Raw genomic sequence first — 25,700 nt, forward strand, 5'->3', positions numbered from 1 at the left:
GCTCAGCGTGGGTTCTTCTCACCGGCCTCGACCGCGACCGCGAGGCGGTTCTCGGCGGGTGCCACCGGGCAGGTCGCATAGTCGGTGAAAGAGCACGGCAGGTTGGCGGCCCGGTTGAAGTCGAGGGTCACCGTCCCGTCGTCATCGGGCGCGGCGAGCGCCAGCGATCTGGCGGCAGGGTAGGTGGTCACGCCGCTGGTGGCATCGGTGAACAACACCTGCAAGCCACCGTCGCGGCCTGCGAAGGCGACCAGCTGGTGTGCGGTGCCTGCCAACTCGAAATCGAGGACACCGACGGCCGCGTGGTGGTGTTCGAGGCCTGCCACGACCGCGCCCGTGGTGACCCTGACCTGTTCCGGATAGGGCGTGAACGTAGCGGTGACGCGCCAGCTCTCGTTGGGCGGGTAGGTGGGGATGCCGTGGTAGCGCAGCAGATGGGGTGACTTGGGATCGTGCACCCGAAGCGCGACCGACCCGGTCCGCCGGATCACCTCGATGCGCCTGTCCCCGTCGGCGACAAGGAGTCCGGGCGCTCCCTCGACCGGCTCGAGCCGCTCGGTGCCGTCGATCCCCTCGACGTATACCGCTGCCTCGTCCGCCCGCCAACGGCCCGGCAGGTCGGCGACGGTGTCGAATTCGTCGGTGAGCCAATACAACCCGGTCAGGCTCACCCAGCCGAGTGGATCGCCGAAGTAGCGTTCACGTTCCCGGTGCCATTGGTCCCAATCGGCTTCGAATGTGGTCGCGGACGTGTCGGTGGTTGTCATGACGTCACCTCTTTCTGAAGGGATTGCGCGGCAAGGGGTCTGCTCGGGATGAGCGTCCGCAGCATCGGGGCCACCTCGCTCTGGAACAACTCGAGGCTGCGCCGTTTCTGCACAGCTGAGACGCCGTCGGCGTCCGCGCTGAGGTGGATCACTTCATGACCGAGCTGTTCGTGGTAGCGGCCGACCTTGTCGATCACCTGCTGGGGGCTGCCGACGAGAGCCGAGCTGCGGGCGACGAAATCCTCGATGGTCTCGAAGATCACAGGCAGCCCGGCGCGACGGGCAAATGCCAGCCGCGTTTCGAAGGTGGGCCGGTATTCGGCGATCGCCTGCTGAGTCGTCGGCGCGACGTGGAATCCGGCCGTGCCCGCTCCCACGAGCGCGTCCTCGGGTCGGTGCCCGTAGAACGCCCAGCGTTGCCGGTAGTACCGCACCAATTCGGCGTACGGCTCGATCGGATGGGTCACATTGGCGGAGAAGAGCGGATCACCGTGGCGGGCGGCGAGGTCCACCGAATCGCGACTTGTCGCGCTGCCGTGCCAGATTCGAATGCGCTCCTGCAGGGGGCGGGGCAGTGCCTTGGCGTGCGACAGCGGCGGGCGATACCTGCCCGACCACGTCACGTCCTCGCTGTCCCACAACCGGCGGAACAGTTCGTAGCCCTCGCGATTGCGGTCCCATTGGTCGGCGGCGGTCACGTGGAACAGCTCGGCTTGGGCGGCGCCGTTGCCCTTGCCGATGATCAGTTCGAGCCTGCCGTCGGACAGGTTGTCCAGCGTCGAGTAGTCCTCGAAGGCGCGTACCGGGTCGAGCAGGCTCAGCGTCGTCACCGCGGTGAACAGCCCGATGCGCGACGTGCGGGCGGCAATATGGCTCAGCACCACAGGTGGTGACGACGAGATGAACGGATCCTCGTGACGCTCCCCGACGGCGAACCCGTCGAACCCCAGTTCCTCGGCGAGTACGGCAGCGTCGACGACCTCACGCAGCCGCGCGGCGGGGCTCTTCTTCGCGCCCGTGACCGAATCGGGCTGATGGGTGATGAGCGTGAGCAACAGGAACTTCATCAGCACCCGGCTCCGCGACGACGGGCCATACCTCGCCTCCTTCATCGATACGCCGGCCAGCATGGTTGCGGCGGCGATTCGATGCCAAGGTTTACAGTCGCGCTGAGTCAGTTGCGACGACTTATACGAACCGATGTGTTCGCGGTTTCATTCCAGCCGCGCGGCCAGCAGTTCGGCGAGGTGCAGTCCGCGGGTGTCGGCCAGGTCGTGCAGTTGGGTGCGGCACGAGTACCCGTCGGCCAGCACCACCGTGCCCGGTGCCGCCTCGCGCACGGCAGGCAGCAACTGCTGCTCGGCGATCGCGACGGACACCTCGTAGTGTCCTTGCTCCACCCCGAAATTGCCTGCCAGGCCACAACATCCACCCAGCTTCCGGACATCCGCACCGGCGCGCCCAAGCAGCGCAGCGTCGGCATCCCACGTCATCACCGCGTGATGGTGACAGTGCGGTTGCGCCACCACCGCGGTGCCGTCGAGTTGCGGTGGCTGCCAAGACCTTTCGGTGAGCAACTCGGCGAGCGTGCGCGTGGCGGCCGCGACCGGTGTGGCCTTTTCGCCGAGCAGTTCGGCGGCGTCCGAGCGCAGTACGGCCGTGCAGGACGGTTCGAGGCCGACGATGGGAACACCGGAGCGGGCGGTTTCGGTCAGCGCGTCGATCGTGCGGCCCAGGATGCGTCTGGCAGCGTCGAGCTGCCCGGTGCTGATCCATGTCAAAGCGCAGCACCGCTGACGCTGCGTCAACTGCACCCGCAGGCCGGCGGCCTCCAGCACGGCCACGGCGGCCCGACCGACCTCCGGGGTGAAGTAGTTGGTGAACGTGTCGACGAAAAGCATCACCGGGTCACCGCCCACCGGTTGGGTGTGCGTGCCGGCGAACCAGTCGCGGAAGGTCTGCCGGGCAAACGGCGGAATGGCGCGACGGTAGTCGATGCCCGCACCGCGCAGTGCCAGGCGGTCCACGCCGGGCAGCCGCGCCGCGGAGTTGACCAGGCCGGGGGCTCTACTGGCGAGCCGTGCCCAGCGCGGCAGCCAGCCGAGCGAGTAGTGTGCGGGTGGACGCAGTCGTCGTCGGTAACTCTGGTGCAGCACTTCGGATTTGAACATCGGCATATCCACTCCGGTCGGGCAGTCCGACGTGCATCCCTTGCAGGACAAGCACAGATCGAGGGCCTCGTGCACCTCCCGCGCGCGCCAACCGCCGGTGACCGCGGTGCCGTTGATCATCTCCTGCAGCGCCCGGGCGCGGCCGCGGGTCGAATCCTTCTCATCGCGCGTCGCGAGATACGACGGGCACATCACGCCGCCGGTCGTCCGGTTGTCGGCCCGGCACTTGCCAACCCCGGTGCAGCGGTGCACGGCCTGGCTGAAATCCCCACCGTCGTGCCGGTAGGCGAAGGCGAGATCGCGCCGCAACGCGGGCGCCGCGGGGATCCGCAGGTCCGCATCGAGCGGGCGAGGGTCGACGATCACCCCGGGGTTGAGCACATTGTCGGGGTCGAAGACGTGTTTGACGGCAGCGAAGGCCGAGAGCGCAGCGGGTGAGTACATCATGGCCAGCAGCTCGCTGCGGGCCCGGCCGTCGCCGTGTTCCCCCGACAGTGAACCGTGGTAGCCGACCACGAGACGCGTTGCCGCCATGAGGAATTCGCGGAACCCCGCGATGCCGCCGGGACGATCGAGCGGCCAGTCGATCCGGATGTGCAGGCAGCCGTCGCCGAAATGCCCGTATGGCAAGCCGCTGACGCCGAAATCGGTCATCAGAGAGTCGAATTCGCGCAGATAGGAGCCGAGCTGGCGGGGCGGTACCGCGGCGTCCTCCCAGCCCGCATGGGCCGGTCTACCGGCCGGGCTCCGTGACGACAACCCCGCACCGTCGGCGCGGATGCGCCACAGCGCAGCCTTCTCTGCGGCGTCGGTGACGACGCGGGCCGCCACGGCACCACATCCGGTGGCCACGCGTTCGGCACGGCCGAGCGCCTCGTCGAGGTCGTCACCGGCGATCTCGACGAAGAGCCATGCATTGCCACGGGGCAGCGGGGGAACGGCGCCCGGTCCGCGCCGCTCGGTCACCACGTTCACGATCCGCGAGTCGATGCCCTCGCACGCCGTGGGGGAGAAGGCCAGGACGCCGGGCGCCGCGTCGCCGGCCGTGGCTATGTCGTCGTAGCCCAGCACCACCAACACCGCGTGGACCGGATCGATCACCAGCCCGACCGTGGCCTCGGTGAGCACCGCGAGGGTGCCCTCCGAGCCGGCCATCATCCGGGTGACGTCGAAACCGCGCTCGGGAGCGAGGTGTTCGAGTGCGTAGCCGGATACCTGGCGTCCGAACGTCCCGAGCTCGGTGCGGATGGTGCCCAGATGAGCGGCGGTGACCTCGCGTAGCGCCGCCATCGTCGGGCCCTCGCCGGTGACGGCGGTGTCCAGCCGGGCGCCCGACCCCGTAAAGCCGCGGACCCGCAGCAGGTTGTCGGAGGTACGGCCGTAACCCAGTGCGCGTGATCCGCAGGCATTGTTGCCGATCATGCCGCCGATGGTGGCCCGCGTGAAAGACGACGGGTCCGGTCCGTACCGCAGCCCGAGGGCGGCGGCACGGCGTTGCAGATCGGCCTGAATGACCCCGGGCTGCACCACCGCGCTGCGGGACTCGGCGTCGATGTCGAGCACCTGGTTCATGTGCCTGCTGAAGTCCAGAATCACTCCGGTGCCGATCGCGTTGCCCGCGATCGAGGTTCCGCCGCCCCGCGACGTCAGCGGAACGCCCTCGCCGCGGCAGACGGTCAACACCGCCTCCACCTCGGCGTCGTCGTGCGGTCGCACCACGACAAGGGGAAGCACCCGGTACAGCGAGGCATCCGAGGTGTACAGCGCCCGGGTGGTGTCGTCGGCGGCGACATCGCGCACGCCGGCGCGGCCCAGGAGGGAGGCCAGGCCGGCCGCGTCGATCATGGTTCGCACGGTACCGAAGTGCTTTCGGTAGCCCGAGCGGGCCCAGCATGCGTTTGTCAGAGCGGGATCATCGGCACGATCACGGTGCGCAGAATGATCACCGCGACGAACACGGCGGTGAATGCCAGGTCGAGGGAGACGGATCCCAGCCGCACGGGTCTGAGTACCTGTCGCACCGGGCGGATCACGGGTTCGGTGATGCCGTGGGTGATCCGGCGTGCGGACTCCACACCGCTGCTGCGCGCCCCGACAGGCGACAGCACGCCCACCCAGTCGACGACGACGCGGGCAATGAGCACGAATTCGAAGAGTAGGAGGACTATTCCGAGCAAACCTGCGATCACCGCACGCTCCTTCCGTTCCTGTCGAGTGTTCGGCCCGCGCCTGAGGCGGTGCTGTGGGTAGCTGAAGATTTCGCCCGTGTGTCGAGTGCCACTTCTGGCCGCGGAGCCAGTGCGAATCCGACCGGTCCGATGGGCACTTCGAGGGTTTCGTTCGTGGCGCCGATGAATGGACTTGTGCCACAACATTTCCGGTTAGCCCGGTGGACGGGTTTTCGGGATAGCCATGCTGAACGTGATCGGTGTGTTTTGATCAGCGGATGAGGCACCGGGGGCTGATTCCACGGATGGCACTGGCGGGCGTGCTTCTCGCGACGGCCGTGGTCGTCTCGGCGCACCCCGCAACCGCCGACCCGTGCGCCGACGTCGACGTGGTGTTCGCGCGGGGCACCGGCGAACCACCCGGCATCGGCCGGGTGGGGCAGGCGTTCGTCGACGCCCTGACGCCACAACTGGGCGGCCGCTCGGTGAGCACCTACGGCGTGAACTATCCGGCCGGCATCAACTTCCTCACCACCGCCGACGGCGCCAACGACGCGGCCGCCCACATCGCATGGATGACAGAGCAGTGCCCGGGCACGCAACTGGTGTTGGGCGGCTTCTCCCAGGGCGCGGCGGTGGTATCGATGCTGGCGGGCGTGCCGCCGATCGGCAGCACCATCGGTACGTTCGGGTCGGCGCCGCCGCTGCCTCCGCCGAGCGCGGACGCGGTCCGTGCGGTGGCGGTGTTCGGCAATCCCGGTCAACGCTTCGGCACCCCGCTGTCGAGCACCGGGTTGTTCGCGGGCCGGGCCATCGACCAGTGCAGCCCAGGTGACCCGATCTGTGTTCAGGGCGGACGAGATCGCGCCGCACACAGCAATTACGAACTGCCGCCGTACAACCAGCGCGCGGCCGATTTCGTCGCAAGCCGCCTCTGACGTTTCGGGGAGCTAACGATCGGGTCCTAAGTCGGACTCGGCCCTCCCGCATCGCGGTCGCGCGTGGTGTCGTGGACGGTGATGGTGCGTTCTTTGTTGTCAGTGCGCCGGTTGCCTCAGCTGGCCGCCGCCAGTGCGTTGTGTGCGGCGCTGCTGGCGGTGGCACCCGTGCCCGCGTTTGCCGGGCCGGTCACCGACGCCCAAGGGTTCGTCGACTCCACCGCGCGATGCGGCACCGTCGACGCCACAGTGCTCTACGGCAGTACCGACGCCTCGCGCGTCGCGATCTGCAAGACCGGCAGCACCTTCGAGTACCGCGGTGTTCGGGTGCGGGACGGCGCCAAACTGGTCGCGCCCGCCACGCCATCCGGTGAGGGCTTCCGTGCCGAGTCCAGCGGTTTCACCTATCTGGTCACGGCAAAGTCGTTGGTGGTCAGTCAGGGAAGCACAACCATCCGCGAGGAACCCATGGTCGATTTCCACCGGTCGGGTGCCTCGGCGCCACAAGGGACGGCCCAGGGCACTCCGGCGCCGCAGAACGCGCCGACGGCGCAGAACGTTCCGCAACCGCTCGAGTCGGCGACACCGTCCACGCCGCTACCGCCGCCGTTGCCCGCCGAGGTGGGCGCCAAACGGTAGCGGGCATCCGCGTTCGAAACCGAGCGTGCGGGCATAATCCAGCGCATGCCTGCCGGAACGCTGACCGCCGATGAACAGCAGATGGTCGAACTGGTGTCGGAGTTCGTCGATCAGCGGGTCAGGACACGGGTGCGCGACTACGAGCAGGACGACATCTACCCCGAAGAATTCATCGAGGAGATGAAGCGGCTGGGCTTCTTCGGGCTGCTCGCACCAGCCGAGTACGGCGGCGTCGACGTCAGCACCGCGTGTTTCGCCCGCGTCACCGAGGAACTCGCGCGCGGTTGGATGAGCCTGGCCGGTGCCATCGGCGGCCATTCGGTGATCAGCTATCTGATCAAGACCTTCGGCACAGACGCGCAGAAGCAGAAGTATCTGCCGGGCATGGCCGACGGGTCGATCCGGGCGACCATGGCGCTCACCGAACCTGGCGGCGGCAGCGATCTGCAGGCCATGCGGACCACGGCCACCGCCGACGGTGACGAGTGGATCATCAACGGGTCCAAGACCTGGATCTCCAACGCCGCGCACTCGGGGCTGTTCGGTCTGTTGTGCATCACCGACCGCGACGCCACACCGGCCCACCGCGGGATGAGCGTCATTCTCACCGAACCCGGTGACGGACTGGTGGTTTCGAAGAAGCTGCCCAAACTGGGTTACCGCGGCGTCGAGGCGTGCGAGCTGGTGTTCGACGGGCGCCGGGTCGGCAACGACGCGATCCTCGGCGAGGTGCCCAACAAGGGCTGGGCGCACATGATGCGCGGCCTTGAGGTGGGGCGCATCCAGGTCGCCGCGCGTGCCCTCGGTGTCGGTCAGGCCGCGCTCGATGACGCCGTCCGGTATGCGCAGCAACGGGAATCGTTCGGCAAGCCCATCTGGAAACACCAGTCGGTCGGAAACCTGTTGGCCGACATGGCGACCAAGCAACGAGCGGCCCGGCTGCTGACTCTCGACGCCGCCGAGAAACTCGACGCGGGTGAACGCGCGGACATGGAGGCCGGGATGGCGAAGCTGTTTGCTTCGGAGACCGCCATGCAGATCGCGCTCGACGCGATCCGGGTGCACGGCGGCTACGGCTACTCCAAAGAGTACGACGTCGAGCGATACTTCCGCGACGCCCCGCTGATGATCGTCGGGGAGGGCACCAATGAGATCCAGCGCAATGTGATCGCGGCCCAACTCATCGCCCGCAACCCGATCTGAGCGGGCTCAGTCGGCGGAGGCCGCGTAGAGCTGCAGGTAGGCGGTGAGTGCGCGGGCGCCTTCGGCGAGCACCGCGCGATCGGCGTCCGGCCCGGCCCGGTGGGCGACTTCGAGCAGACGGTTACCCATTTCCACGGCCACGGCGGTGACCAGCGGATCGGTGTCCGGACGCAGTAACCGCCAGGCCAATAGCGAATTGTGAAGGGCGCTGGCGAACTCTGCGCGACGCAGTCGCGGATCGGCGAGCAGGCCGCGGGCCAGGCTGTTGTAGTGCAGCGTCACCAGTTGCGGGTGGGTGCGCATGTGTTCGTAGTGGAAATCGAAGAGTGCGTGGACGACCTCGCCGAGGCTGCTCGGGGTCAGTGTCCCCAGGATGGCTGTGCCGTCGGCATCGCGTCGGTCGAGATACTCCAGGAGGATCTCCGAGAGGATGGCATCCCGGTTCGGGAAGAACTGGTACACCGTCGCGACGGGTACGTCAGCACGTTCGGCGATGGCCCGGGTGGTCACCGCGTCAGCCCCGTCCGCCTCCAACAGGTCCATGGCAGCGGCCATGATGCGTTCGACGCGCCGTTTGCTGCGCTCCTGCACTGGCTGTCGGCGACGTAACCCGTTTTGGGTGACCACGTAGGCATGGTCCCACACGAGTAACGTGAATGAGATTCATGTTACGGTGGATCGGCGGTCGGCCGACCAACCGGTTTCGAGGGGTTACCAGCTGTTCGGCCGCTATCCCAGCGTCTTGTGCAACTCCAAGGTCGCGGTGACCGCGTCGGCGGCCTCGGCGCCCTTCTTCACGAAGTGCTCGGTGAAGTACCGGACGTGTTCGTCGTGCTCGTGGAAATGATGCGGCGTCAGCACCACCGAGAACACGGGCACTTCGGTATCGAGTTGCACTCGCATCAGCCCGTCGATGACGGCTGTCGCGACGAACTCGTGCCGATAGATACCGCCGTCGACCACCAGCGCCGCGGCGACCACCGCCCGGTAACGGCCGCTGTTCGCCAGCCGCTTTGCCGTCAACGGGATCTCGAACGCGCCGGGAACCTCGAAGAATTCCAGGTTGTCATCGGTGAAGCCGGCGGTGCGGATCCGATCGGTGAAGCCCTCGCGCGCCCGGTCGACGATGTTGCGGTGCCATGTGGCCTGCACAAATGCGATCTGGGTGGCTGAGTCAGTCATTACGGCTCCTCGTGCAAGGGCTGGTCGGTCATGCCGAGACGCTACCTCAGCCGCTATCGACCGCCGAGGTATGCGTCGGCCCACGCGCCGATGATGCGTCCCGCGCGTTTGGCCTGGCCCGGACCCGTGAGCAGATGCTCGGAACCTTCCAGCGACACGAAGCTGCGGGGGTGCCGGGCGGTGCGGAAGATGTCGCTGGCGTTCTTGATGCCCACGGTGTTGTCGGTGGGCGAGTGCAGGATCAGCAGTGGCAGCTTGAGTGCCTTGATCTTGTCGTGCAGCTGGGCGGCACGGACGTCTTCGACGAACGCCCGTTTGAGGGTCAGTGTCTTGCCGCCGACCATCCATTGCGCGCTGCCTTCGGCGAAGACGCATTCGAGCACGGCGTCGTACTGATGCTCGACGTGTACCGGATCGATCGGTGCGCCCACAGTGACCACTGCGCGGATTCCCGGGGCCTGCCGCGCCGCGGCCAGCACCGCGGCGCCGCCGAACGAATGACCGATGAGGATCTCGGCCGGGGTGCCGCGTCCGGACATGAACCTGCACGCCTCGACGATGTCGTCCACCTTGTGCGTGAACGAGCCGTCACCCCAGTCGCCCTCGGAACCGCCCAGGCCCAGGGCGTCGTAGCGCAGCATGCCGATACCGTCGCTGGCGAGCTGCTTACAGATTCGCGATGCGGCCGGCGAATCTTTGCCGAGAGTGAAGCCGTGCGAAAACACGCCCCAGCCGCGGATGGGACCGTCGGGCAGATCGATGACGCCCGCCAGCATCGGACCCGTCGAGCTGGGGAAGGTGACGCGTTCAGCCATGCAGGAGGTGTACCACGCCGGTACCCGGTCTGCTCCGTCACTTTCGAACCCGGCGAGGTGACCGGCCCGTCACAGCGTCAGCGCCGATACGTAGTCTGGAGGCCATCGGCCGCTGCTGGTCAGTGCTGCCCGGCATGCTGCGACTGAACGCATTGAGATGTGGAGCAAGTTCGTGCCCCTGAACACCATCGCGCTGGAACTCGTCCCGCCGAACCTGGAACGCGGCGTGCAGTACCCCGTCGACGAGGCGCGGAAAGTGCTCGCGCTGGCGGCCGAGACGGGTATCGACGGCCGGATCGGCCACGTGATGATCCCGGGCATGATCGATGAGGACGACGACCGTCCGATCGAGATGAAGCCCCGGATGGATGTCCTCGACTACTGGAACATCCTGCGGCCCGAACTGCCCGGGATGCGTGGTCTGTGCACGCAGGTGACGTCGTTCCTCGACGAGGCGGCACTGGGCCGGCGGCTGACGGATCTGAGCGGGGCCGGGTTCGACGGCATCGCGTTCGTCGGCGTTCCCCGCACCATGAAGGACGGCGAGGGCGAGGGCGTGGCGCCCACCGATGCCCTGTCGATCTACGAGCAGCTGGTTCCCAACCGCGGCGCGATCCTGATCCCCACCCGCGACGGCGAGCAGGGGCGGTTCAACTTCAAATGCGAGCGCGGCGCGACCTACGGCATGACGCAGCTGCTGTACTCCGACACCATCGTCGGATTCCTCAAAGAGTTCGCCGAGACCACCGACCACCGGCCCGAGATCCTGCTGTCGTTCGGTTTCGTGCCGAAGATGGAGACCAAGGTCGGTCTGATCAACTGGCTCATCCAGGATCCCGGCAACGAGGCCGTCGCTGCCGAACAGGAGTTCGTCAGCCAACTGGCCGAACGGGATCCGGAAGAGAAGCGCAAGCTGATGCTGGACCTGTACAAGAGGGTGATCGACGGGGTGGCCGACCTCGGCTTCCCGCTGAGCATCCACTTCGAGGCCGCCTACGGCGTGTCCAAGCCCGCGTTCACCACGTTCGCCGAGATGCTCGCCTACTGGTCGCCGGCCCGCACCAACTAGTAGCTCACGCGGCCCTGTTGCCTCATGTCAGGGTGCGCTTGTTGATCTGGGTTCGGGTGGTGGCGCCGGCTCATGCGGGCGCATTTTTCACGTGTCAACAGGGCGGCCGTACATGTCAGTGGTCGAATGTATGTTCGAATCATGCAGGCGGATGCGGTCCAAGCGGCGGCGGGGTTGCGAGCCGCGTTCGACGCGTTCGCTGAATGTGAATTCGGTTCGCTGACCCGCGCCGAACTGATGGAGGTGCTCGACGAGTACGAGGCATTGAGCTGTCAGCTGCCTTCGGTGTGGCATCGACTGTTGGCCCAGCTGCAGGCCGACACCACACCGCGGGAGTTGGGCGCCAAATCCTGGAACGAGGTGCTGCGGATCCGGTGGCGGCTGTCGAGTGCCGAAGCCGGCCGCCGGCTGGGTGAAGCCGCTGAGTTGGGGCCACGCCGCGCCCTGACCGGGGAGCCGCTGCCGCCGGTGCTTCCGGTGATGGCCGCCGCCCAGAGCGCCGGACTGATCAATCCCGACCACGTCAAGGTGCTGCGCGACGCGATCAAAGGGCTCCCCGCCTTCGTCGACCATGCCACCCGCGAGCAGTTCGAAGCCGACCTGGTCCGCGTCGCGGTCGGGGTCGGCCCCAAAGAACTCAAAGAAACCGCCGAGTTGCGGTTGTTTCTGCTCGATCAGGACGGCCCCGAACCCGACGACACCGAACGCGCCCGCAAACGCGGAGTCACCATGTCCAAACAGGGCCGTGATGCGATGTCCACACTGACCGCCAATCTCACTCCTGAAGCCGCCGCCGTGATGGAAGTGCTGTTCGCCAAGTTCGCCGCGCCGGGCATGTGCAACCCGGATGACGACGAACCGTGCACGTGCGGAACCCCCACCCAAGACCAGATCGACAATGATCACCGCAGCTTGGCTCAACGCCAACACGATGCGCTACTGGTCGTCGGACGCATCGCGCTGATGACGGATCTTGGTCAGCTCAACGGGTTGCCGGTGTCGATCATCATCCGCACCACCTTGCAAGACCTCGAACGCCGCGCAGGGATCGGGATGAGCGGCGGCGGCATCAAACTGCCCATCAGCGACGTGATTCGCATGGGCGGGCACGCGAATCATCACTTGGCGATCTTCGATGAGGCCACCGGCGCCGCCTTGAACTATTTTCGGGCCCGCAGGATTGCCAGCCCGGCCCAGCGGATCATGCTGATCGCCCGCGATGGCGGCTGCACTAAACCATGCTGCACCGTCGGCGCCTACGGCACCCAGGTGCATCACGCGGTGGCGGATTGGGCTGATGGTGGTAACACCAACATCGACGAGATGGCTCTGGCGTGTGGCCCTGACAACCGTCTCGTGAACACCGACGGTGGCTTCACCACCACCATCAATCTTCGCGGTGAGGTGGAATGGCAGCCCCCACCCGGACTTGACCACGGCCAAAATCGGATCAACTACCACCACCGCCCCGAACTTCTGCTCACCCCACCAGAACAAGACGACCCCGACGGGATGCCGGGTGCGGCGCACGGGCCCAGACCCGTCCAGAACCGCACATGGGAAGGGGAACAGCGAGCACACCCCAAGGTCAGGCAGGATCCGGAGCCGCACAACGAGTTCAAACTGGACCCCGAGTCACAAAAAGATCCTGAACCCGAGCTCAAGCAGAACCTCCAAGCAGAACATCCACCCGAAGCGAAGCCAGGCCTCGAGTCGCGGCCATGCTGCGCGCCCGCGGAAATCCCGGAGCCGGCTGCCGCAGCTCAGAACTGGGACCGCGAACCGGAACCGGACGAGGTTCACGCGCCCGAGTGGACACCGGAATGGGACCTGGAGCCCGAGCCCGAATGGGACCTGACACCCGACCTCACCCGGGTGCCGGCCTCGGAACAAGGGCCCGACTGGGCCTCAGAGCGGGACAACACCTTCGATCCATCCATACCCAATATCGAATACCTCTGGGACACAGAGGCATTCACCCCAGAGTCGTTGGGCCGGTGCCACCCACCCAACAACCACACCCCAAGCGGCAAAGCGGTGCGCGGCCCATAGCCATCACCCACGGTGGCCGCAGCTACCTGCGCGGTGAGCCGCATAACATCGCTGCGGCTCACCGTCGCCTGTAGCTGCGCCCCGGACGCCGTTGAGGCGTGCGGCCCACGGCACCACGGCGTCACCGATCCAGGCACTGAGCAGAGTCGGACAAGACGGCTGATCTCGGCTTCCGCCGAACCCTACTGGGGCGCGGCGAGAAGTACTCGCGACAGGAATCCGCGCACCAGCGCGCGCATGCGCACAGCCGAGTCGTCGGCGAGTTCTTTTGTCCGCGAACGTAAGTCATCGTGGGTCAGGCCGACGGCGGCAGCAGCTGCGCCGTGTTCGTCTTCGTCCATCCAAACCTCCAGCAGCGCCGGATCGAGTTCCGGGTGGAACTGCAGGCCCAGCGTGCGGCCGAGCACGAACGCCTGCGGCGCGTTGCCGTTGCGGGCGATTTCGACGGCGCCGGGCGGTGTCGTCCAGCGATCGAAATGCCACTGGAACCACGGGCCGGGCGGAACCAGTTGCGGGTCGTCTGTGCTGATGTCATACCAGCCGACCTCGGGCGCATCCGTTTTGCCGACAGACCCGCCGAAGGTCTGCGCGAGCAATTGGCCGCCGAAGCACACGCCGAGCAGACCGACGCCGGCGGCAGCTGCTTCCCGTAACGCGGCCATCTGAGCGCCGACCCAGGTCGCACGCAGGTCGTCCTCGTACACCCCCCAGCGCCCGCCCATCGTGACCACCACGTCGTACCGGGTCAGGTCGGGAAAGTCCACCTCGATGGCCGGGTTTTCCAGGTGATCGCGCGAGACCACGGTGAACGTGTCGACGTCGAACCCGTTCTCGGCGAAGGCCTCACCCAGCGTAGTCCCAGGTTCGGCAGGGTCATTGCGGATGAACAGTACTTTCGATGCCACGCCTCATGCTATTTCCCGCCCCGATCCCGATCGGTCACCGGGGCTGTGCCGGATCGGCGGGAGGGCCGACCGTGAACGTGAATTCCGCGACGCCGGCAACGCCGCCGGACACCACATCGCCGGCCTGCATGGGGCCGACTCCGGCCGGTGTGCCGCTGAAGATGAGATCACCGGCCGCGAGATCCACCGCGGCCGAGATGGCACTGATGACCTCAGGGACCGACCAGATCAGCTCCGTGAGATCGCCGCGCTGTTTGAGATCGCCGTTGACCCGCAGCCAGATCTCGCCGGCCTCCGGGTGGCCGACTTCGGCCACGGGGTGGATCGGTGTGCAGGGGGCCGACGCGTCGAAGCCCTTGGACCAGTCCCACGGCCGGCTGAGCCGCTTGGCCTCGTCCTGCAGGTCACGGCGGGTCAGGTCGACGCCGACGCCGTAGCCCCACACCAGGTTCAACGCGTCGCCCGGGGCGACGTCGCGCCCGCCCGACCCCAACGCCACCACGAGCTCGATCTCGTGGTGCAACGACGAGGTCAACGACGGGTACGCAATGGTGCCCGCGGCGTCGACGACCGCGTCGGCCGGCTTCATGAAGAAGAACGGCGGCTCGCGATCAGGGTCCTTGCCCATCTCGCGCGCGTGCGCGGCGTAGTTACGACCGACGCAGAACACCCTCCGGATCGGAAAGCGTGCGGTCTTACCGCTCACCGGGAGCGACGCTTGACGCGGCGGAGGGATCACGTAGTCGGTCATCGGACCATCCTCGCGCAGCGCGCTCAGAACGCCGCGTTGTCCAGCTCCATGACGTCGCCGTCGATCGAGTCGATGATCTCGCGGACCGAGGTCAGCAGCGGCAACATGTTGTGCGCGAAGAACTTCGCTGCCGCGATCTTGCCCTGATAGAACGGCCGGTCGCGCTCGCTCGCGGTTGCCAGTGCCGCCGCAGCGATCTGCGCGCTGTGCAACAGTCGCCATCCGATCAGCAGATCGCCGACGGCGAGCAAGAACCGCACGGACCCCAGCCCGACCTTGTACAGCTGCTCGGGCCGCTCCTGGGCGGACATCAGGTAGCCGGTCAGGGTGGCGGCCATGGCCTGGACGTCGGTGAGGGCGGTGGCGAGCCGGGCGATTTCGGGCTGCAGCTCAGTGTTTTCGGCGTTGATGGTCGCCGAGATCTGCGCGGCGACGTGTGCCAGCGCGCTGCCCTGATCGCGCACGATCTTTCGGAAGAAGAAATCCAGCGCCTGGATGGCGGTGGTGCCCTCGTAGAGCGAGTCGATCTTGGCGTCGCGGATGTACTGCTCGATCGGATAGTCCTGCAGGAAGCCCGAACCGCCGAGAGTCTGCAGGGATTCGGTGAGCACCTCGTAGGCGCGTTCGGAGCCGACCCCCTTGACGATCGGCAGCAACAGATCGTTGACGCGATGCGCCAGCCCGGCGTCGGCACCCGAAACATGCAGTGCCACATCGGAATTCTGATGCGCAGCGGTGTACAGATAGACCGCCCGCAGGCCCTCGGCGTAGGCCTTCTGGGTCAGCAGGCTGCGCCGCACATCGGGGTGCTCGATGATGGCCACGCGGGGCGCGGTCTTGTCCGCCATCGCGAGCATGTCCGAGCCCTGCAAGCGCTCACGCGCATAGGCCAGCGCATTGAGATAACCCGTCGACAGCGTGCCCGCCGATTTCACCCCGACGGTCATGCGGGCGTTCTCGATGACGCGGAACATCTGCGCGATGCCGTTGTGGACGCCGCCGACGAGGTACCCGACCGCAGGCACGTCGTCGGTGCCGAAGGTCAATTCGCATGTGGGAGAGGATTTGATACCCATCTTGTGTTCGACGCCCGTGACATATACGCCGTTGCGCGCGCCCAGTTCCAGGGTGTCCGGATCGAATAGGTACTTCGGCACGTAGAACAGACTCAGACCCTTGGTGCCCGGCCCCGCTCCCTCCGGGCGGGCCAGAACGAGATGGAAGACGTTCTCGGCGGTGTCGCCGACGTCGCCTCCCGAGATGAACCGCTTCACTCCCTCGATGTGCCATGTGCCGTCGGGTTGGGCGATCGCCTTGGTACGGCCCGCACCCACGTCGGAGCCGGCGTCCGGTTCGGTCAGCACCATGGTGCCTGCCCAGCCCTTGTCCATGCTCATGCGCGCCCAGCGTTGCTGCTCCTCGGTGCCCACCTCGGCCAGCGTGTGCGCCATCGCCGGTCCCAGGCCGTAGAAGAACATGGCAGACGGGTTGGCGCACATGATCATTTCCTGGACGGCCCACACCAGTGCCGCGGGCGCGGGGACACCGCCGGCGTTTTCGGCGACGCCGATGCGCCACCATTCGGCATCCTTGACCGCCTGCACGGTCTTGGCGAGTGGCCCGGGCACGGAGATTTCGTGGGTGGCCGGATCGAACTCCGGCGGATTGCGGTCGGCCTCGGCGAAAGACTCCGCGACCGCACCTTCGGCCAGCCGCGCCACCTCGTCGAGCATGGTGTGCACGGTGTCACTGTCGAGGTCACCGTAGGACCCCGAATCGAAGATCTCCCCGAGCTTGAGCACCTCGAACAGGTTGAACTCGATGTCCCGGACGTTGGCGATGTAATGACCCACGATCGGCAAGCGTCGCCGACGCCAGTTCGGGTACGCAAGCGTAGGTTTCGGCAACCTACGGCTACGGAACCGGAGGTTGCCAGCTCAGTAGGTGCTATGACCTGTATCACACCACAGGCATGCACCTATCCTTGGTCGAGTGTCCCAACCGTCAGTCGCTGAGCTGCGCTCCCGTCTCCACGACCTGACCATCCGTGACGCCGCCCGGCTCGGCCGCCGGCTGAAGAACCTCCGGGGCGGGAATGTCCCCGCGAACCTCGTCGAACAGTTCGCCGCGGCCGAGGCTCTTGTGCTCACCCGGCAGGCCGCCGTCCCGACCATCACCTACCCGGATCTGCCGGTCACTGCGCGCCGCGACGAGATCGCCAAGGCCATCAGCGAGAACCAGGTCGTGATCGTCGCCGGCGCCACGGGTTCGGGCAAGACCACCCAGTTGCCCAAGATCTGCCTTGAGTTGGGCCGCGGTATCCGCGGCACCATCGGCCACACCCAGCCGCGCCGGCTGGCGGCGCGGACAGTCGCCCAGCGCGTCGCCGACGAACTCGGTACCCCGCTGGGTGAGGCGGTCGGCTATACCGTGCGGTTCACCGATCAGGCCAGTGATTCCACCCTGGTCAAACTGATGACCGACGGCATCCTTCTCGCCGAGATCCAACGCGACCGCCGGCTGCTGCGCTACGACACGCTGATCCTCGACGAGGCCCACGAGCGCAGCCTCAACATCGACTTCCTGCTTGGGTATCTGCGCGAATTGCTGCCGCGGCGCCCCGATCTCAAGGTCATCGTCACGTCGGCGACCATCGAGCCGGAGCGCTTCGCGGCGCACTTCGGCGGAGCCGAACATGGATTTAGCAACGACGCCCCGATCGTCGAGGTGTCGGGCCGGACCTATCCGGTCGAGATCCGGTACCGGCCGCTGGAAGTGCCTGTGGTGTCCGAGGACGACGATGATCCGGACGACCCCGATCACGAGATCGTGCGCACCGAGATCAGAGACCCGACCGAGGCGATCGTCGACGCGGTCCGGGAGCTGGAATCCGAACCTCCCGGCGACGTTTTGGTGTTCCTGTCCGGTGAGCGCGAAATCCGGGACACCGCAGAAGCGCTGAAGGATCTGCGCAACACCGAGGTGCTGCCGTTGTACGCGCGGCTGCCCACCGCCGATCAGCAGAAGGTGTTCCAGCCCAGCCACACCGGGCGACGAATCGTGCTGGCGACCAATGTCGCCGAGACCTCTCTGACCGTTCCGGGCATCCGCTACGTCGTGGACCCCGGAACCGCCCGCATCTCTCGCTACAGCCGCCGCACCAAGGTGCAGCGCCTACCGATCGAACCCATCTCACAGGCGTCGGCGGCGCAGCGGGCCGGCCGGTCGGGCCGTACCGCACCCGGTATCTGTATCCGGCTGTACTCCGAGGAGGACTTCGAATCCCGGCCCCGCTACACCGATCCGGAGATTCTGCGCACCAATCTCGGCGCGGTCATCCTGCAGATGGCGGCGTTGGGGCTCGGCGACATCGAGAAGTTCCCCTTCCTCGATCCACCCGATCAGCGCAGCATCCGCGACGGTGTCCAACTGCTGCAGGAACTGGGCGCGTTCGACTCGGTGGGCGAACTGACCGACATCGGACGCCGCCTGGCGCGGCTGCCACTCGACCCGCGGGTCGGCAGGATGATTCTGCAGGCCGACACCGAAGGGTGTGTGCGCGAGGTGCTGGTGCTCGCGGCCGCGCTGTCGATCCCCGATCCGCGCGAGCGTCCGGCCGACAAGGAAGAGGCGGCCCGGCAGAAGCACGCCCGGTTCGCCGACGACCACTCGGATTTCATCTCCTACCTCAACCTCTGGAACTATCTGCGTGAGCAGCGAAACGAGCGCTCCGGCAACGCGTTCCGGCGGATGTGCCGGGACGAGTTCCTGCACTACCTGCGGATCAGGGAATGGCAGGACCTGGTGGGGCAGCTGCGCAGTATCGCGCGCGACATCGGGATCAACGAGAGCGACCAGCCTGCCGAGCCGGCGAGCATCCACGCCGCGCTGACCGCGGGCCTGCTGTCGCATGTCGGGTTGCGCGAGGGCGAGACGCAGGCGCGCACGCGAGGAGCAAATTGGGCACAGTACGCCGGTGCCCGCAATTCGAAGTTCGTGCTGGCTCCCGGCTCGGTGCTGACCAAGAAGCCGCCACGCTGGATCGTGGTGGCCGACCTGGTGGAGACCAGCCGGCTGTTCGGCCGGATCGCCGCCAGGGTCGAACCGGAGGCCATCGAGCGCGTGGCGGGACATCTCGTGCACCGCAATTACAGCGAGCCACACTGGGAGGCCAGGCGGGGCGAGGTGGTGGCGTTCGAACGGGTGACGCTCTACGGGCTGCCGCTGGTCCCGCGCCGCAAAGTCGGATACTCCTCGATCGAACCAGAGCTGGCCCGAGAGCTGTTCATTCGGCACGCGCTGGTGGAAGGGGACTGGCAGACCAGGCACCACTTCTTCCGCGACAACGCCCGGCTGCGTGCCGAACTCGAGGAGATCGAGGAACGGGCGCGCCGGCGTGATCTGCTGGTCGGCGACGACGACATCTACGGGCTGTACGACGCACGGATCCCGGCTGACATCGTGTCGGCGCGCCATTTCGACGCGTGGTGGAAGAAGCAGCGGCACCGCACTCCGGATCTGCTCACCTTCAGCCGCGACGATCTGTTGCGGTCCGAGGACGGCGCGGACAATCCCGACACCTGGCAGGCGGGCGACCTGCAACTACCGCTGACCTATCGGTTCGAGCCGGGAGCCGCCGACGACGGTGTCACCGTGCACGTGCCGGTCGGGGTGTTGGCGCGGCTCGGTGGTGACGGCTTCGCCTGGCAGGTCCCCGCTCTGCGGGAAGAGCTCGTCACGGCGTTGATCAAGTCACTGCCCAAGGATCTGCGACGCAACTTCGTTCCCGCCCCGGACACCGCACGCGCCATCCTCGGCGACATCGATGCCTCCGCGGCGTCATTGTTGGACGAGGTGCAGCGCGAATTACGCAGGCGTAGCGGCATTCTGGTGCCGATCGAGGCGTTCGACCTGAGTAAGGTGCCCGACCACCTGCGGATGACGTTCGCCGTGGAGACCGCTGACGGCAAAGAGGTGGCGCGTGGCAAGGACATCGATGCGCTGCGCGAGCAGTTGGCCGTGCCGGTCGCCCAGGCGGTGGCCGATGCGGTCGGAGGCGACTTCGAGCGTACCGGTCTGCGAGCTTGGCCCGAGGACCTCGACGAGCTGCCCCGCACTGTCGAGACGACCTCGGCAGGCCACACCGTCCGCGGCTATCCGGCATTCGTGGACACCGGAAATGCCGTCGACATCCGGGTTTTCGCGACCCAGGCCGAGCAGACCGCGGCGATGGGTCCTGGCCTGCGCAGACTGTTGCGCCTCTCGGTGCCTTCACCGGTCAAGGCGATCGAGCGCGGGCTGAGTCCGCGCGTACGCCTGACCCTCAATGCCAATCCCGACGGGACGCTGGCCGCCCTGCTCGACGACTGCGCCGACGCCGCGGCCGGTGTGCTGCTCAAGCGGGCAGTGTGGACCAAGGCCGAGTTCACCGCACTGACCCAGCTTGCCGCCAAGGAACTCGGACCGACCACCACGGCCGTGGTGAACCGCGTGCAGGCCGTGCTGACCGCGGCTCACGAGGTGCAGGTGGCCCTACCGGACAAGCCGTCGCCGCAGCAAGCTGACGCGGTCGCCGACATCCGCTCCCAACTGGACCGCTTGTTGCCCAAGGGGTTTGTGACCGCTGCGGGTGCCGCGCGGCTGGCCGACCTGGCCCGCTACGTCACCGCGATCGCCCGCAGGCTCGAACGGTTGCCCCAGGGCGTCGCGGCCGACCGCGAGCGCATGGCCCGGGTGCACGCCGTCGAGGACGCCTACGACGATGTGGTCCAAGCGCTTTCGGCGGCCCGCGCGGCCGATCCGAAGGTGCAGGAAATTGCCTGGCAGATAGAGGAATTCCGGGTGAGCCTGTGGGCTCAACAGCTCGGCACGCCGCGCCCGGTCAGCGAGCAGCGGATCTACAAGGCGATCAACGCAATCCAGAACTGACGGTCACGGCCCGTCTGCATCTGCTGCTGCCGCATGTTGCAGATCGACATGGTGGCAGACCTGGTTGCCGCCCGCGTTCTTGGCCGCGTACATGGCCAGGTCGGCGGCATCGATGGCATCGTCGAGGAACTGCGATGCCCGCGATGCGGCGGCAGCGTCGAGTGGCGCGCTCGCACTACCGACACTTGCAGTGGTCGGGAAGGGGATGGCTGCGATCGCGCGGCAGATTCGCTCGGCGAGTTCGTTGGGGCGCGGGGTGCGATGGATGTCGGCGACGACGAACTCCTCACCCCCGAGCCGCCCGATCACCGAGGCCGACGGGCAGTTGTCCCGCAGCGCCGCGCCGACCCGCGCCAGCGCCCAGTCCCCGCGCGCATGTCCCCACGTGTCGTTGAGCAGTTTGAAGTTGTCCAGGTCGATGACGAGTACCACCAGATGAGCCCCGGCGGCCTGCTGGCGCAGCAGGCCTTGGACGGAGCGGTAGAAGGCGCGCCGCGTGTGTAGGCCGGTGAGTGGATCATGATCGGACACAGTGAGATCCGAACGCAGGGTGTGCACCAGCGACCGGATGCCGAACGGCACGCCGATGTTGAGCGCCGCGACCGTCACCGCGGCGGCGATGGCCAAGGCGATGTCGCCGGTGTCTTTGATGAGCCGAACCACGAAGATGGCGGAGCATAGCGCACATACCGCGAAATTGCCGATGACATAGCGCAGCGTGTGGAAGTAGGCGATGAATCCGCCGAGCACCGCGAAGACCACACAACCCATCAGAGCCGAGTACGGATTGGACATCGTCGCGCAGCCGAGGCCCGTCATCCCGCTTGCCGCCAGCAGGAACAGCGACGACTGTCGTCTGCTCGGCCAGTGCACGAGCCACATGAGTGCACCGAGAAATCCAGCTGCGGCCATACCCACCGCGACAGCCCTGGAGAGCGGATGATCGGGACCGTTCGGACTCCAGAGCATCAGCAGCGGAAGCGTCGCGAGCACCGCGGTGTACAGCGCGGTCACCCACTGCCAGCGGCGCTGTAGGCCCCGATCCTGTATGTACGTGCTGAGCCAGTCGAACTGGTGAAGCTGTTGCGGCGCCCCGATCACCCCACGAGCCATGGTTCCTCACACCTCCGCATGTGCGGAATGTACGACATTTCACGTACGGTAGCTGCCGATACGCGAGGTTCGCCAGCTACCGTCCTGCCGGATGTTTCTGGTGGCTGAGTGGACCGACGGGCATCATTGGCAATGCCGTTGTCGGCGTCAACCGATGACGTGTTCGATCTCGCCGATCCCGTCGAGCCTCAGGGAAAGGGTATCGCCCCGACGCAGCCAGTTTCCGGTCTCCATGCCGCTGCCGCCGGGTAGCGTGCCCGTGCCGAACAGCTCGCCCGGCAGCAGCTGCTCGCTGCGCGACGCGTGCGCGAGCACCTCGCCGAGCGTGTGCTGCATCCCGGCGCTGCACACCGTACTGACCACGGACCCGTTGATCGCGACAGAGCCGGTGATCGCGTCGACGCGGGGCAGGATCTCGTCGGCGGTGACGGCGGTGTCCGACATCGAACTGGCGAAGTGCTTGGACTTCTGTGGGCCGAGCCCGCTCGCCATCTCCGCTCGTTGCACATCGCGGGCGCTGAAGTCGTTGAGTACCACGAACGCTCCGATCGCTGCGGTGGCCTCGGCTGGGGTCGCATCCAACAATGGTGCGGCCAGTACGAATCCGAGCTCCAGCTCGAAGTCCAGCGCACGCGAGTAGCTGGGCATGGGCATCGGCGTACCCGTCGGCACGAAGGTCTGCGCGTTGGACATGTAGTAGATCGGCTGCCGGTAGAACAGCGGCTTGGGTTTGAACTGGGGCACCGGGCGGCCGGTCACCCGCTCGTAGAGCGCGGTGACGCGGTGCAGGCCCGGGTGGAAGCGCTCGATCAGCCCGCGGGCCGCGTCGATGTTGTGCTGCTCGTAGAGCATGAAGTCGCGGAACGACAGCGGCTGAAACGGCAGCAGGTGCTCGCTGTGCCGCAGCTGGCGGTCGGCGGCGGCCGCCTCCCATGCGGCGTCGAACACCTTGCCGCCGAGCGCGGTACTGTCCGTCAGCGCCGTCCAATCGCCTTCCGTATCAGTGTATTCCAGCTGTAGCCCGGTATCGGTTCGGATCCGTCGTAGTTTCATGATGCTCCGTCGGTCTCGGCGGGCGCCTGGTCACTGTGCACCCAACGCAGAGTAGATCAGGCCGGAGGGGTCGTAGTGCGAACGAACGGTGTTGAGCCGATCCAGGTTGCGCTCGAAGTAGCGGGCTGCGGGCATGCCGGCCTCGACATAGTTGACGTACCCGCCGACTGAGTTCGCCTGCACCGCTTGGTGGGCATCGCGCAGCCAGCCGGTGGCCGACTCGATCGCGGGAGGTGACGGCGGTTCGGTGTACCACTGCACACACGCGGCTTGCCCACGCCACGGAAATGCAGTGGCGTCCGGTGCCGTATCGGTGATCGCGCCGTCGAGGGACTCGATGACGGCGGTCGCGGCGCCTGCGTCCTTCGGCCAGGCTGACATGGCTGCAACGATGGAATCTGCAGCGGCGCTGGTCATTTCCGCGATGAGATCCGATCCCGCGACGAAGGCCCGAGGCCGGGTCGCGTCACTGCCACCTTCGAAATAGTGGACGAAGTCCAGATGCCCGAGGGTCTGGGTTCGGGTGCTCAGCGGGGCCGTGTCGATCGAGGCCGCCAGGGCCGAGGCCGCTTGGCCACCGGTACGGGCGGGCGCCGCCAACACGATTGTGCACTGCAGCTCGGGACCTGGGCCCGAAGTGAGGTTGAGCATGCCCCAGATCTCGCGCTGCGCCGTGCCCAGCCACGCATGCCATCCGTGGATCACCTGTGCTGCAGCAGATTCCGGAAAGACCAGCGTAACGACATCGCGGTCGACGGTGGCGAAGGTACGGAACGTGAACGAGGTGACCACGCCACATCCACCGCCCCCGCCGCGCAATGCCCAGAGCAGGTCGTCGTGCTCGCCCGATGACGCGGTGACCGTGTCGCCACCGGGAACCACGACGGTCGCCGACACCAGGCTGTCGCACGTCAGTCCGTACTGCCGCGCGTCCGCTCCGAGACCCCCGCCCAGTGTCAGGCCCGCGACACCGACGCTCGGGCAGCTGCCGGTGGGGATGGACCGGCTGTGCTCGTTGAGGGTGCTCTGCACCGTGTCGAGATCGACGGCGGCCGCGACCGTGACCAGACCCGAGCTGTCATCGTAGTCGACGGTGCGGGGCAGTCCGCGCAGGTCGACGACCATCGCGCCTGACGTCGCCGAGGCGCCGACATACGAGTGTCCGCCGCTACGGGGAGCGACCTTGACGGCGTGCGCAGCGGCGAAGGCGACTGCCTTCGACACGTCGCTCGCCGAGCCGACAGCGACCACCGCCGCCGGAGTGGATTCGGCGAATCGGGTGTTGAAAATGCCTTTGGCGGAACCGAACTCCGGGTCGGCCGGCAGGATGACGTGCCCGTCGAGTGAGTCGGCCAGTCCGCTCCAGTCCGGCGGGCCTGCGGTCGTCGTCGGGCCCGCTGTCGCGGAACCGGCGGGCGCAGATGGGCTCCCGTCTCGGCACGCGCCAAGCGCTGTGACAGTGGCGAGACCGAGCGCGCCGCGAAGGAAATCCTGGCGCGAGATCTCGGGTGTCATGCCCGGCCCGGTGGGAGTCGGTTACCGGGGATACGCCGCGGGTACCGGCGCCACCGCCGCCGGGACCTGCGCGACCTGAGGCACCTGCGCCACCGCACCCGGCACTTGAGCAGCACCCGGCACTTGAGCAGCACCCGGCACTTGAGCAGCACCCGGCACCTGCGCAGCACCGGGGACGGGCGCCGCACCTGGCACCTGCGCCGCATCGGGGGCCGGAGCCGGCGCCGGCGGCGGTACGCCGACACCGAGCACCCGCAGCAGGTCGGGCTTCATCTGCTGCAACTGAGCGCCCCAGTAGCCCCAGCTGTGCGTGCCGTTGGGCGGGAAGTTGAAGATCGCGTTGTGGCCTCCCGCGGCCTGGTAGCGCTTCTGGAACTCCTTGTTGGAATCCACGGTGATGTTCTCCAGGAACTGCGCGCTGTACATCTGGCCGAAGCCGCCGCCGGCCGAGTCGAGGTCGGAGGAGATGCCGTTGCCGCAATACACCCACACCGCGGTGTTGTTGGCGACCAGTTGACCGACGTTGACCATCGGGTCGTTGCGCCGCCAGGCCGGATCGTTGGCGGTACCCCACATGTCGGTGGAGTTGTAGCCGCCGGCATCCTTCATCGCGAATCCGATCATGGTGGGCCACAATCCCTGCGACGGGTTCAGGAAGCCGGACAACGCGCCGGCGAAGATGAACTGGGCCGGGTGCCAGATGGCCAGCGTCAGTGCGGCACCGCCGGACATCGACAGCCCGACGACCGCATTGGCGGTCGGCCGGATGCTTCGGTTGGTGGCCAGCCAGGCCGGCAGCTCTTGGGTGAGGAACGTTTCCCACTTATAGGTGGTGGTTCCCGAGTTGCCCGCCGCGGGGCGGTACCAGTCGGTGTAGAAGCTGGACTGTCCGCCGATCGGCATCACGACGGCCAGACCCGATTGGTAGTACCACTCGAACGCCGCGGTGTTGATGTCCCAGCCGCTCTCGTCGTCCTGGGCTCGCAGGCCGTCCAGCAGATACAGCGCGGGCGTGCCGCCGGCACTGGCGGGACCGCCGCCGGGCTGGAACGAGACCTTGATGTTGCGTCCCATCGACGGCGACGGGACCTCGAGTTGTTCGACCGGCAAGCCCTTGCGTGAGTAGGCCGACGCAGGCTGCGCTCCGGCCACACTCAGCAGTGCCGACACCAACAACGTCGCGCTTGCGGTGGCCGCCAGCCGCCATACCATTCGGCTCAAAAACCTCCCCGTCACACCGGCAAGCTAACAATGCAGCCTGTGATCCCCACGCGGCCGCGCCCGGCGTAACCCGGCTGTTATCAAGGCGTTTCGATGTCGATGCTTACCGACGGACAATGACGGCCCTACAGCCGTAACATCTCGCGCTGCATCTCGGCGCGGTCCAGATAGGGCAAGCGCGGCGGGTAACGACGCCGGGAACGGGAACCG

At 67.1% G+C, this 25,700-nt stretch carries 20 protein-coding genes; 6 read left to right on the top strand and 14 right to left on the bottom strand.

What is annotated here, in order from left to right; genetic code table 11:
• Positions 1 to 2: 2 nt before the first annotated feature.
• The 4 genes from BST13_RS26320 to BST13_RS39500 all read right to left on the bottom strand — a co-directional run bounded on the left by BST13_RS26320 (position 3) and on the right by BST13_RS39500 (position 5,127).
• Entirely contained in the window at positions 3 to 767 is a 765-nt protein-coding gene (locus BST13_RS26320) for a DUF1684 domain-containing protein (protein ID WP_083167173.1), read from the bottom strand.
• Complete coding sequence (locus BST13_RS26325) at positions 764 to 1,834, bottom strand: LLM class flavin-dependent oxidoreductase (protein ID WP_083167253.1); 1,071 nt, start codon at positions 1,832 to 1,834, stop codon at positions 764 to 766. The genes BST13_RS26320 and BST13_RS26325 overlap by 4 nt, the downstream gene beginning before the upstream one ends.
• Positions 1,835 to 1,981: 147 nt before the next feature.
• Positions 1,982 to 4,783 carry an FAD-binding and (Fe-S)-binding domain-containing protein gene (locus BST13_RS26330; RefSeq protein ID WP_083167176.1) on the bottom strand — a complete coding sequence of 934 codons (2,802 nt, stop codon included), beginning with the start codon at positions 4,781 to 4,783 and terminating at the stop codon, positions 1,982 to 1,984.
• 56 nt (positions 4,784 to 4,839) lie between these two features.
• Positions 4,840 to 5,127 (bottom strand): YggT family protein, encoded by a 288-nt coding sequence (locus BST13_RS39500; protein ID WP_095533714.1) that lies wholly within the window; start codon positions 5,125 to 5,127, stop codon positions 4,840 to 4,842.
• Between the two features lie 284 nt (positions 5,128 to 5,411).
• Here BST13_RS39500 and BST13_RS26340 point away from each other — a divergent pair, with 284 nt between their 5' ends.
• The 3 genes from BST13_RS26340 (at position 5,412) to BST13_RS26350 (ending at position 7,886) form a co-directional block, all read left to right on the top strand.
• Positions 5,412 to 6,044, top strand: a complete 633-nt coding sequence (locus tag BST13_RS26340) for a cutinase family protein (protein WP_095533715.1) — start codon at positions 5,412 to 5,414, stop codon at positions 6,042 to 6,044.
• Between the two features lie 81 nt (positions 6,045 to 6,125).
• Entirely contained in the window at positions 6,126 to 6,683 is a 558-nt protein-coding gene (locus tag BST13_RS26345) for a hypothetical protein (protein ID WP_083167256.1), read from the top strand.
• A 45-nt stretch (positions 6,684 to 6,728) separates the two neighbouring features.
• On the top strand, positions 6,729 to 7,886 hold the full coding sequence (locus tag BST13_RS26350; RefSeq protein WP_083167184.1) for an acyl-CoA dehydrogenase family protein: 1,158 nt from the start codon (positions 6,729 to 6,731) through the stop codon (positions 7,884 to 7,886).
• A gap of 6 nt (positions 7,887 to 7,892) precedes the next feature.
• Here BST13_RS26350 and BST13_RS26355 read toward each other — a convergent pair whose 3' ends face one another.
• From BST13_RS26355 to BST13_RS26365, 3 genes are all read right to left on the bottom strand, one after another.
• A complete protein-coding gene (locus BST13_RS26355) occupies positions 7,893 to 8,513 on the bottom strand; it encodes a TetR/AcrR family transcriptional regulator (RefSeq protein ID WP_245839806.1) in 621 nt (206 codons plus the stop codon).
• A 102-nt stretch (positions 8,514 to 8,615) separates the two neighbouring features.
• A complete protein-coding gene (locus BST13_RS26360; protein ID WP_083167189.1) occupies positions 8,616 to 9,068 on the bottom strand; it encodes a 6,7-dimethyl-8-ribityllumazine synthase in 453 nt (150 codons plus the stop codon).
• Positions 9,069 to 9,121: 53 nt separating this feature from the next.
• Complete coding sequence (locus BST13_RS26365) at positions 9,122 to 9,883, bottom strand: alpha/beta hydrolase family protein (RefSeq protein WP_083167192.1); 762 nt, start codon at positions 9,881 to 9,883, stop codon at positions 9,122 to 9,124.
• 157 nt (positions 9,884 to 10,040) lie between these two features.
• On the opposite strand from BST13_RS26365, the gene BST13_RS26370 reads away from it, so the two are divergent.
• Positions 10,041 to 10,952 carry a mycobacterial-type methylenetetrahydrofolate reductase gene (locus tag BST13_RS26370; protein ID WP_095533716.1) on the top strand — a complete coding sequence of 304 codons (912 nt, stop codon included), beginning with the start codon at positions 10,041 to 10,043 and terminating at the stop codon, positions 10,950 to 10,952.
• Between the two features lie 126 nt (positions 10,953 to 11,078).
• Complete coding sequence (locus tag BST13_RS26375) at positions 11,079 to 13,004, top strand: DUF222 domain-containing protein (protein WP_083167194.1); 1,926 nt, start codon at positions 11,079 to 11,081, stop codon at positions 13,002 to 13,004.
• A gap of 182 nt (positions 13,005 to 13,186) precedes the next feature.
• Here the strand turns inward: BST13_RS26375 and BST13_RS26380 are convergent, their stop codons facing one another.
• From BST13_RS26380 to BST13_RS26390, 3 genes are read right to left on the bottom strand one after another with little or no spacing between them, the layout of a single operon-like run.
• Positions 13,187 to 13,909, bottom strand: coding sequence for a type 1 glutamine amidotransferase (locus BST13_RS26380; RefSeq protein ID WP_083167197.1), 723 nt, complete (start codon positions 13,907 to 13,909; stop codon positions 13,187 to 13,189).
• A gap of 34 nt (positions 13,910 to 13,943) precedes the next feature.
• On the bottom strand, positions 13,944 to 14,660 hold the full coding sequence (locus BST13_RS26385; RefSeq protein WP_083167200.1) for a fumarylacetoacetate hydrolase family protein: 717 nt from the start codon (positions 14,658 to 14,660) through the stop codon (positions 13,944 to 13,946).
• Between the two features lie 23 nt (positions 14,661 to 14,683).
• Entirely contained in the window at positions 14,684 to 16,513 is a 1,830-nt protein-coding gene (locus BST13_RS26390) for an acyl-CoA dehydrogenase (protein WP_083167202.1), read from the bottom strand.
• Positions 16,514 to 16,652: 139 nt separating this feature from the next.
• Between BST13_RS26390 and hrpA the strand changes: the two genes are divergently transcribed.
• Positions 16,653 to 20,588: an ATP-dependent RNA helicase HrpA gene (gene hrpA / locus BST13_RS26395; RefSeq protein WP_083167205.1), complete on the top strand. Its 3,936-nt coding sequence runs from the start codon at positions 16,653 to 16,655 to the stop codon at positions 20,586 to 20,588.
• A 3-nt stretch (positions 20,589 to 20,591) separates the two neighbouring features.
• On the opposite strand, the gene BST13_RS26400 is transcribed toward hrpA, so the two are convergent.
• The 4 genes from BST13_RS26400 to BST13_RS26415 all read right to left on the bottom strand — a co-directional run bounded on the left by BST13_RS26400 (position 20,592) and on the right by BST13_RS26415 (position 25,481).
• Entirely contained in the window at positions 20,592 to 21,701 is a 1,110-nt protein-coding gene (locus tag BST13_RS26400; RefSeq protein ID WP_083167207.1) for a GGDEF domain-containing protein, read from the bottom strand.
• Between the two features lie 147 nt (positions 21,702 to 21,848).
• Positions 21,849 to 22,754 (bottom strand): fumarylacetoacetate hydrolase family protein, encoded by a 906-nt coding sequence (locus tag BST13_RS26405; RefSeq protein WP_083167210.1) that lies wholly within the window; start codon positions 22,752 to 22,754, stop codon positions 21,849 to 21,851.
• A gap of 30 nt (positions 22,755 to 22,784) precedes the next feature.
• Positions 22,785 to 24,269 (bottom strand): FAD-binding oxidoreductase, encoded by a 1,485-nt coding sequence (locus tag BST13_RS26410; RefSeq protein ID WP_083167212.1) that lies wholly within the window; start codon positions 24,267 to 24,269, stop codon positions 22,785 to 22,787.
• Between the two features lie 21 nt (positions 24,270 to 24,290).
• Positions 24,291 to 25,481: an esterase family protein gene (locus BST13_RS26415; protein ID WP_083167215.1), complete on the bottom strand. Its 1,191-nt coding sequence runs from the start codon at positions 25,479 to 25,481 to the stop codon at positions 24,291 to 24,293.
• Positions 25,482 to 25,700 lie beyond the last annotated feature (219 nt).

It is taken from the genome of Mycobacterium aquaticum (genome assembly GCF_002086485.1).
Lineage (GTDB): Bacteria > Actinomycetota > Actinomycetes > Mycobacteriales > Mycobacteriaceae > Mycobacterium > Mycobacterium aquaticum.